The sequence below is a fragment of the Pseudomonas mandelii genome (assembly GCF_024138395.1).
In the GTDB taxonomy this organism is placed as follows: Bacteria; Pseudomonadota; Gammaproteobacteria; order Pseudomonadales; family Pseudomonadaceae; genus Aquipseudomonas; species Aquipseudomonas mandelii_E.
Genome location: NZ_JAMYDU010000056.1, coordinates 1 through 1,244, shown reverse-complemented (window position 1 = coordinate 1,244; position 1,244 = coordinate 1). Strand labels below are relative to the sequence as shown.

2 protein-coding genes are annotated in these 1,244 nt (G+C 53.1%); both read right to left on the bottom strand.

All coding sequences use genetic code 11. The features are described 5' to 3' along the window. Window positions 1-39: 39 nt before the first annotated feature. Complete coding sequence (locus NHU87_RS28285; protein ID WP_253555165.1) at window positions 40-876, bottom strand: IS3 family transposase; 837 nt, start codon at window positions 874-876, stop codon at window positions 40-42. Further along, on the bottom strand, window positions 873-1,178 hold the full coding sequence (locus NHU87_RS28280; RefSeq protein ID WP_253555163.1) for a transposase: 306 nt from the start codon (window positions 1,176-1,178) through the stop codon (window positions 873-875). Before NHU87_RS28280 ends, NHU87_RS28285 begins: the two co-directional genes overlap by 4 nt. Window positions 1,179-1,244 lie beyond the last annotated feature (66 nt).

Here is a 1,244-nt window from a genome sequence, read left to right as displayed (position 1 = left end):
CTGATCTGGTCAAGTAATCCCGGACACCGGTTACGGTGTTTATGCCGCTTTTTGCTCCATAGCTATCGGCGACAGGTAGTTGTTGTAGCTGTGGAGCCTGGTGCGGTTGTAGTACATGAAGAAACGCACCATGTCGGTTTGTGCTTCCTCGCTCGTGCTGTAGCCGTTGCGAGGGACCCATTCTGATTTCAGGGTGCCGAAAAAGCGTTCTGTTGGAGCATTGTCCCAGCACTGCCCGCGGTGACTCATGCTCTGTAAAATGCCATGGCGCATCAGCTCTTCTTGAAACTTGCGACTGGTGTACTGACAGCCCTGATCCGAATGGAACATCAACCCAGGTGGGCAGGTTCGAAGCTCTGTCGCCATGCGTAGCGCCTTACTCACCAAGTTGGCGTCATTGACCAGCGAAAATGCCCAACCAATGACCCGACGAGCAAACAGATCGATCACGATGGCCAGATGAACCCAGCGTTTGCCTACCATCAGGCTTGTAACGTCGCCACACCAGACTTGATTGACCGCGGTCGGTTTGAAATTGCGCTTGAGCAGATTGGGCGCGACAAATGCTTCAACTCCTTTGGATCTGAATGGATGAGGCTGGCGTTGTTTACTGACAATGTTGGCTTCTCTCATCAGTGCTTTAACAAGGCTTCTTCCAGCCGCTATGTTTTGGGCCTGCAGATGCTTGCTGATCGTTCTGGACCCCATGGCTTCCCGGCTTTCGCTGTGCAACTCGACCACCTTCACCTTGAGCTCTTCGCGCTCGATCTTGGGCCGCGAGAGACGCTGTAGCCACTCGTAAAAGCTGCTGCGCTTCACATCGAAAACACGACACAGGATGGCGGTCGGGAATGACTCTCTTAGCTCCGCGATCATCGAAAACGATCGGGATCCGACATCAAGAGAGCGGTAGCCTTTTTTAAGATGTCGGCTTCCAGTTCCATGCGTTTGATCTTGGCTTTCAAATCCTGAATCTGGCGCTGATCCTCAGTAATGGCCTTGGTGCCTTGAACCGGCTGCCCCTTGTGTTCCTTGCGAACCTGGTCCACCCAGCGCCGTAACGCGGTAGCGCTGATGTCCAGCGACGCGCAGACTTCCTGTACCGAACAACCGTCGTCAATCACCATGCTGGCTGCACGATGTTTGAACTCGCGAGAAAAGACTCTTCTTTCTTTCATGGAACCTCCAAATTGGCGAAATCATATCGCCCTTAAGAGGTGTCCGGAATTATTAGGCCAGATCAG

Coding starts and splice junctions, on each gene's coding strand:
- NHU87_RS28285 (WP_253555165.1), bottom strand. CDS start 876: ATGATCGCGGAGCTAAGAGAGTCATTCCCGACCGCCATCCTGTGTCGT.
- NHU87_RS28280 (WP_253555163.1), bottom strand. CDS start 1,178: ATGAAAGAAAGAAGAGTCTTTTCTCGCGAGTTCAAACATCGTGCAGCC.